The 7073-nt window shown below is 67.9% G+C and carries 8 protein-coding genes and 1 pseudogene; 6 read left to right on the top strand and 3 right to left on the bottom strand.

Annotation, left to right across the window (positions count from 1 at the left end; genetic code table 11):
- Positions 1-487: hypothetical protein (locus A9X03_RS27500; RefSeq protein ID WP_068263934.1), on the bottom strand; the 487-nt coding region annotated here is incomplete at its 3' end.
- Positions 488-634: 147 nt separating this feature from the next.
- On the opposite strand from A9X03_RS27500, the pseudogene A9X03_RS30945 reads away from it, so the two are divergent.
- A pseudogene (locus A9X03_RS30945) lies at positions 635-739 on the top strand (PPE domain-containing protein); the annotation flags it as partial.
- Positions 740-759: 20 nt separating this feature from the next.
- Here A9X03_RS30945 and A9X03_RS27490 read toward each other — a convergent pair.
- Positions 760-1749, bottom strand: a complete 990-nt coding sequence (locus A9X03_RS27490) for a hydrogen peroxide-inducible genes activator (protein WP_067750015.1) — start codon at positions 1747-1749, stop codon at positions 760-762.
- Between the two features lie 101 nt (positions 1750-1850).
- On the opposite strand from A9X03_RS27490, the gene A9X03_RS27485 reads away from it, so the two are divergent.
- The 3 genes from A9X03_RS27485 to A9X03_RS27475 are packed head-to-tail and all read left to right on the top strand — an operon-like array spanning position 1851 to position 4318.
- The gene (locus A9X03_RS27485) at positions 1851-2438 is read left to right on the top strand and encodes a peroxiredoxin (RefSeq protein ID WP_067750011.1); all 588 of its coding nucleotides are present in this window, start codon (positions 1851-1853) and stop codon (positions 2436-2438) included.
- 28 nt (positions 2439-2466) lie between these two features.
- A complete protein-coding gene (locus A9X03_RS27480; RefSeq protein ID WP_067750009.1) occupies positions 2467-3003 on the top strand; it encodes an alkyl hydroperoxide reductase in 537 nt (178 codons plus the stop codon).
- Between the two features lie 4 nt (positions 3004-3007).
- Positions 3008-4318 carry an alpha-amylase family protein gene (locus A9X03_RS27475; RefSeq protein WP_067750007.1) on the top strand — a complete coding sequence of 437 codons (1311 nt, stop codon included), beginning with the start codon at positions 3008-3010 and terminating at the stop codon, positions 4316-4318.
- Here A9X03_RS27475 and A9X03_RS27470 read toward each other — a convergent pair.
- The gene (locus tag A9X03_RS27470; RefSeq protein ID WP_067750005.1) at positions 4304-4741 is read right to left on the bottom strand and encodes a DUF1810 domain-containing protein; all 438 of its coding nucleotides are present in this window, start codon (positions 4739-4741) and stop codon (positions 4304-4306) included. The genes A9X03_RS27475 and A9X03_RS27470 overlap by 15 nt on opposite strands.
- Before the next feature lie 25 nt (positions 4742-4766).
- Between A9X03_RS27470 and A9X03_RS27465 the strand changes: the two genes are divergently transcribed.
- Positions 4767-6023 (top strand): alpha-hydroxy acid oxidase, encoded by a 1257-nt coding sequence (locus tag A9X03_RS27465; protein ID WP_197498851.1) that lies wholly within the window; start codon positions 4767-4769, stop codon positions 6021-6023.
- Positions 6024-6172: 149 nt separating this feature from the next.
- Positions 6173-7073: LON peptidase substrate-binding domain-containing protein (locus A9X03_RS27460; RefSeq protein ID WP_197696157.1), on the top strand; the 901-nt coding region annotated here is incomplete at its 3' end.

Genomic DNA, 7073 nt, shown 5'->3' with positions numbered 1-7073 from the left:
TGAGGGCACGCACCACCCAGTTCTGGGTGTAGCCGAAGGTCGACTGCGTCTCGATGGCCACCGAGGTGTGGTCGCGCTGCCACCGGTTCAGCCAGCTCACCTGGTCGAGGGCCTCGGGCCGGCGCAGCAACGCGATGTTGGCCAAACCCGTTGTGCGCGAACCCGGCTCGGTGCTGGGCCCTTTCAGCGGCACCGATTCGGTGACGAGGTACGCGGCGAGTTGGTCGCATTCGGCGGACAGCAGGTCGAGGGCCGCGGTCATCTGCTCGCCGTAGCACTGCTGCGTCCACATGCTCACCACCGCGCCGACGGGCGGGTCCAGCGTCGTCAGCGTCATCAGCGAATGGCGCACCGCGTCGTCGCGCACGTTGACCGACAGCCCGGGCAAACCCAGGTCCAATAGCGCGTCGGCGACCGGTCCCCGCTGGCGGGCACACCAATCGTCGCCGAAATCCGCCGTCCTGAGCACCGCGATCACCTTTTCCATAGGCAGAACCTACAGCCGCGCTCTGGGCGCAATGCAGTAGTCGTTCCCTAGTCGGGACGAAAAGTGCAGTAGTGCGTCCCGGACCGTTTTTCGTCGTTTCGGTCGACGATGGTCGGCGACCGCGCCGGCCGACGAGAGCAAGGATTCATGGACTTTTGGTCGTTGCCCCCGGAGGTCAACTCGGGGTTGATGTATGCGGGCCCGGGGTCGGGGCCGCTGTTGGCCGCGGCAACCGGCGCGCCGGGCCTCGCGGGAACCGCGGGCATCCAATCTCAGCTCAACGTCGACGCCCTGATGGACGCGCTGGCCACCGCCGCCGAGTGACGCTCTTTGACCAACCGCACCCGCTGTTCGCCGCCGATCGACTCTCCGATGATGGCGGCCAGCCGCCGATAGGATTCGTCGCGGCCGCTCGACGACCGGAACACCAGCCCGATGCGCCGGCCCGGGCGTGGATTCGCAAACTGCGCCAGCCCGAGCCGGCTGCGTGCCGCCTCGACGGGCGCGGCGCTCTGCGGAATCAGCGTCACCCCCAGCCCGCCCGTCACGCACTGCACCGCGGTGGCCAGCGATGCTGCCCGGGTGTCCGCGAGTTCGGCTCGCACACCGGCCTTTTGGCAGACATCCAGGGCTTGATCGCGCAGGCAGTGGCCCTCGTCCAGCAGTAGCAACGGCAAATCCGCCAGCGCCGACGCCGGCACCCGGCGCTTGCCGGACAGCGGGTGCCCCGGCGGCACCGCGAGCAGAAAGTCCTCGTCGTAGATCGGGACCTCGGTGAGTCCGGTTGCGTCGGCGGGCAGCGCGATCAGGGCGGCGTCCAGGGACCCCCCGCGCAATGCGGTGAGCAGGCGTTCGGTCTGGTCCTCGATCACCCGCAGGGTCAGCGCGGTTAGGCGATCGGCGACGCCGGCCAGCACGGTGGGCAGCACGTAGGGCGCTACCGTGGGGATCATGCCCAGCCGCAGGGTGCCCTGCAGTGGGTCCGACGTTCCCGTTGCGGCGGCCGCGAACGCCTCCGCCGCTTCGACCACGGCCTGGGCGCGCGGCAGCAGTTGCGTACCTTCGGGTGTCAACAGGACACGCCGCGTCGAGCGCTCGACGAGCTGGGTTCCCAGCCCGGTTTCCAGCGCCGCCAGCGCCTGTGACAGTGTGGACTGGCTGACGCCGAGAGATGTTGCGGCGCTGCTGAATTGGCGCCTTTCGGCGACCGCGACGAAGGCGCGCAGGCCGGCGATAGTCGGCTGATAACTCTTATCGGGCATGCCTATAAGTGTAGTGGGAAATATCACCTTTACTTCAGACAGGGTATGCGGGCAACATGACAGGGAAAGCTAATCTTGAGTAAATCCAAATTAGGAGAGCCATGCCTTTGCTGACCATCGGCGACCAATTCCCCGCCTACGAGCTCACCGCCCTGATCGCGGGCGATCTGTCCAAGGTCGACGCCAAGCAGCCCGAGGACTACTTCACCACCGTCACCAGCGAGGACCACGAAGGCAAGTGGCGCGTTGTGTTCTTCTGGCCCAAGGACTTCACCTTCGTGTGCCCGACCGAGATTGCCGCGTTCGGCAAGCTCAACGACGAGTTCGCCGACCGCGACGCGCAGGTGCTGGGCGTCTCGATCGACAGCGAGTTCGTGCACTTCAACTGGCGGGCCCAGCACGAGGACCTGAAGAAGCTGCCGTTCCCCATGCTGTCCGACATCAAGCGGGAGCTGAGCCTGGCCACCGGCGTTCTGAACGCCGACGGCGTCGCCGACCGGGCCACCTTCCTGGTGGACCCCAACAACGAGATCCAGTTCGTTTCGGTCACCGCCGGATCGGTGGGCCGCAACGTGGAGGAAGTGCTGCGGGTGCTCGACGCGCTGCAGTCCGACGAGCTGTGCGCCTGCAACTGGCGCAAGGGCGACCCGACGCTGAACGCCACCGAGCTGCTCAAGGCCTCGGCGTAATCACCTAGGGTCTGATCAGGGAGGCGAGATGAGCGTAGAAAACCTCAAGGAGGCGCTGCCCGAGTACGCCAAGGACCTCAAGCTGAACCTGGGCTCTATCACGCGCACCACGGAGCTCAACGAGGAACAGCTGTGGGGCACCCTGCTGGCGAGCGCCGCGGCGACTCGGAACACCCAGGTGATCAGCGAGATCGGCGCCGAGGCGGCCGACGTCCTGTCGGCCGAGGCGTACAACGCGGCGCTGGGGGCCGCGTCGATCATGGGCATGAACAACGTGTTCTACCGGGGCCGCGGCTTCCTCGACGGGAAGTACGACGATCTGCGCGCGGGATTGCGGATGAACATCATCGCCAATCCCGGTGTGGAGAAGGCAAACTTCGAGCTGTGGTGTTTCGCGGTGTCGTCGATCAACGGATGCCCGGACTGCGTGGCCGCCCACGAGCACACGCTGCGCGAGGCGGGCGTGAGTCGCGAGACCATCCAGGAGGCGCTGAAGGCCGCGGCCATCATCTCCGGCGTGGCGCAAGCGATCGTCGCCTCCCAAACGCTGGCCACCGTCGGCTGACGCGGTGACGGAACCAGCCTGGGTAGAACACGCGATCTGGTGGCAGGTCTATCCGCTGGGGTTCGTCGGCGCCTTTCCCGCGTCGTCGGAGCCGCCGCAACCGGGCGAACACCGGCTGCGGCGGCTCGTCGACTGGTTCGACCACGCCATCGCCCTGGGGGCGTCGGGCGTTGCGCTGGGGCCGATATTCGCCTCGCGCACACACGGTTACGACACCACCGACCATTACCGCATTGACCCGCGGCTGGGTGACGACGCCGATTTCGACCACCTCGTCGCCGAGGCCCGCCGCCGCGGCCTGCGCATCCTGCTCGACGGCGTGTTCAACCACGTCGGCGTGGATTTCCCGCGCTACCAGGAGGCTTCGCACGATGACGCGGCCGCGCGCTGGTTCCGCGGACGCCCCGGCGCCTTTCACACCTTCGAGGGCCACTCCGAGCTGATCACGCTCAACCACGACAACCCCGAGGTCGTCGACTACACCGCGGATGTGATGGCGCACTGGCTGGGGCGCGGCGCCGACGGCTGGCGCCTCGACGCGGCTTACACGGTGCCGGAACGCTTTTGGGCGGCCACGCTGCCGCGGGTTCGCGAGCGCTTCCCGGATTCCTGGTTCGTCGGTGAGCTCATCCACGGCGACTACGCCGCGGTGGTGCGCGCCGCCACGTTCGACTCGGCCACCCAATACGAGCTGTGGAAGGCGATCTGGAGCAGCCTCAACGACGGCAACTTCTTCGAGTTGGACTGGGCGTTGCAGCGGCACGCCGAGTTCCTGGCCGGCTTCGCACCGCTGACCTTCATCGGCAACCACGACGTCACCCGCATCGCCAGCCGCCTCGAACGTCCTGAGCACGTCGCGCACGCGCTGGTGATCCTGCTGACCGTCGGCGGCGTGCCCAGCGTGTACGCGGGCGACGAATTGGGCTTCCGCGGCGTCAAGGAAGAACGTTACGGCGGCGACGATGCCGTGCGACCCGAATTCGGCTCGCCCCCAATGCAACTGGATAGGTTCGGCACCGATATGTGGGCGTTGCACCAGTTCCTCGTAGGGTTGCGCCGCCGCCACCCGTGGCTGCACCGGGCGACGACGAGCGCGCTGCGGCTGGAAAACCGGCACTACATCTACGAGACCCGCAGCGGCGACGACGCGCTGCTGGTCGCGCTCAACATCGGCGACGAACCGATGCGGGTGGCGGCCTCGGAGCTGGGCACCGCCCACCGGCGGGTCATCGGCGGGTCCGCCGCGCCGCCCCAGGAGGTCCTCGACGCGGTGGTCGTCGAGCCGCACGGCTGGCGGATCCTAAGCTCGGGCTAGGCGCTCCAGCGTGAGACGGTCCTGCCGGCCGTCGTAGTACTTGTCGAGCAGCGCGACGAAATCCTCGTTTTCTTCCGTCGCGTGTGCGAACAGCGTCATCGACGAGCGAAGTTTGAGGTCGTCGGGCGAGCCGAAAATGTCGCCGACCGATCGGCCCTGCACCTCGTTGACCAGCCGCGCGCATTCGCGCAGTCGCGGCCCGAGCAGATCGTGGCGCAGGTACGCGCGGGCCTCGTCGAGCGACGAGATGCCGTAGTGCACCGCGGTGGGGCTGCCGCCCAGACCGCGCAACTGCGGGAAGACGAACCACATCCAGTGGCTGCGTTTCCGCCCGGACCGCAGCTCTTCGACCACGTTGCGGTACACCGGGGCCTGCGCGTCGATGAAGCGCTGGAGGTCGAAGGGGTCGCTCTCCGGTTCCATGTGACTACGGTTGCACACTGTGGAATTGAAAAGACGGAAGGCCGTCCGACGACGAGTGCCCAAGGTGCGCGACCTCGCGCCGCTGATCAAGTTCAAGCGTCCGCAGTTCGACGCGACCAAGCGCCGCCTCGACGCCGCGTACACCATTTACGATCTGCGACGCATCGCCAAACGGCGCACGCCCAAGGCGGCATTCGACTACACCGACGGGGCCGCCGACGACGAGCTGTCCATCGCGCGGGCCCGACAGGCTTTCCGCGACATCGAGTTTCACCCGACCATCCTGCGCGACGTCTCCAATGTGACCGCCGGATGGAACGTCCTCGGTCAACCGGTCGTGCTGCCGTTCGGCATCGCGCCCACCGGATTCACCCGGCTGATGCACACCGAGGGCGAGATCGCAGGCGCCCGGGCGGCCGCGCGGGCGGGGATCCCGTTCTCGCTCTCCACGCTGGGCACCACGGCGATCGAAGACCTGGTGACCGCTGTTCCCCAGGGGCGCAAGTGGTTTCAGCTTTACATGTGGCGCGACCGCGACCGCTCGATGGCGCTGGTGAAGCGCGCGGCCGACGCGGGGTTCGACACCCTGCTGGCCACCGTCGACGTCCCGGTCGCGGGCGCGCGGCTACGTGACAACCGCAACGGAATGACGATCCCGCCGACGCTGACGCTGCGCACCGTGCTGGACGCGGTGCCGCACCCGAAGTGGTGGTTCGACCTGCTGACCACCGAGCCGCTGTCCTTCGCATCGCTGGATCGCTGGTCGGGCACCGTCGGCGAGTACCTCAGCACGATGTTCGACCCCAGCCTGACCTTCGACGACCTCGAGTGGATCAAGGCTCAGTGGCCGGGCAAGTTGGTGGTCAAGGGCATCCAGACGCTCGAGGACGCCCGCGCCGTCGTCGATCGCGGCGTCGACGGCCTCGTCTTGTCGAATCATGGGGGGCGGCAACTGGATCGGGCCCCGGTACCCTTTCACCTGCTGCCCACCGTGGCCCGTGAGCTGGGCAAGCACACCGAGATCCTGGTCGACACCGGCATCATGTCGGGCGCCGACATCGTCGCGGCGATCGCGCTGGGTGCGCGGTGCACGCTGATCGGGCGCGCCTACCTGTACGGGCTGATGGCCGGTGGCGAGGCGGGTGTGACCCGCGCCATCGAGATCCTCCAGAGCGGGATCATCCGGACGATGGGGCTTCTCGGTGTCACCTGCCTCGAAGAGCTTTCGCCGCAGCACGTGACCCAGTTGCGGCGGTTCGGGCCCATTTCGCCGCCAGCGTAACGGCGGCGCACCCGCGTCCCGAACGTGCGGCTGGCCGCACGTTGGACTTCGAGCGTGCGGCCAGCCGCACGCTCGTGGCGAAACCACGCCCGGGAACAAACCGGCACCGGGCTGGGTTGAGCGCATCAGACTCAGATTTTGGAGGATTGATGGCTGAAGCCAAATCGGTGCCGGTGCTGTTCGTCACTGACACCATCGTGTTGCCCGGAATGGTCGTGCCGATCGCGCTCGACGACACCGCGCGCGCGGCGATCGACGCCGCTCAGGCGAGCGAATCGGGGCAGCTGCTGATCGCGCCCCGGCTCGACGACCGCTACCCGTCGCACGGTGTGATCGCGAAGATCCTGCAGGTCGGCCGCATCGCGGGCGGAGGCACCGCGGCCGTGGTCCGCGGCGAACGCAGGGCGCAGATCGGGACCGGAGCGTCCGGGCCCGGCGCGGCGCTGTGGGTCGAGGTGACCGAGGTCCCCGAGGCGGAGACGACGGACGAGATCAAGGCGCTGACAGCGGAGTACAAGAAGCTGCTGCTGGCCATGCTGCAGCGGCGCGAGGCCTGGGAGATCATCGACTACGTCAACCGGCTGACCGACCCGTCGGCCCTGGCGGACACCTCCGGGTACGCGTCCTACCTGTCCAGCGAGCAGAAGCGGCAGCTGGTCGAGACCGTCGACGTCGCCGAGCGGTTGCGGGTCCTGATCGACTGGACCAGCGCCCACCTGGCGGAGGTCGAGGTCAACGACAAGATCGCCGAGGACGTGCGCGAGGGCATGGAGAAAACGCAGAAGGAGTTCCTGCTGCGCCAGCAGCTGGCGGCCATCCGCAAGGAACTCGGGGAAGGCGAGCCCGACGGCTCCGATGACTACCGGGCGCGTGTCGAGGCCGCGGAGTTGCCCGAGAAGGTGCGGGAGGCCGCGCTGCGTGAGGTCGGCAAGCTGGAACGGTCAAGCGACCAGAGCCCGGAGAGCGGCTGGATCCGCACCTGGCTGGACACCGTGCTCGACCTGCCCTGGAACGTCAGGACCGAGGACTCGACGGATCTGAAGGCCGCGC

It is taken from the genome of Mycobacterium sp. E1715 (genome assembly GCF_001667625.1).
GTDB lineage: Bacteria > Actinomycetota > Actinomycetes > Mycobacteriales > Mycobacteriaceae > Mycobacterium.
The sequence above is the reverse complement of the archived record's forward strand: the minus strand, read 5'-3'. Positions and strand labels throughout refer to the sequence as shown.

What these genes read in the sequence shown, in the direction of transcription:
- A9X03_RS27490 (WP_067750015.1), bottom strand. Translation starts at nt 1,749, where the DNA reads ATGCCCGATAAGAGTTATCAGCCGACTATCGCCGGCCTGCGCGCCTTC.
- A9X03_RS27485 (WP_067750011.1), top strand. Translation starts at nt 1,851, where the DNA reads ATGCCTTTGCTGACCATCGGCGACCAATTCCCCGCCTACGAGCTCACC.
- A9X03_RS27480 (WP_067750009.1), top strand. Translation starts at nt 2,467, where the DNA reads ATGAGCGTAGAAAACCTCAAGGAGGCGCTGCCCGAGTACGCCAAGGAC.
- A9X03_RS27470 (WP_067750005.1), bottom strand. Translation starts at nt 4,741, where the DNA reads ATGGAACCGGAGAGCGACCCCTTCGACCTCCAGCGCTTCATCGACGCG.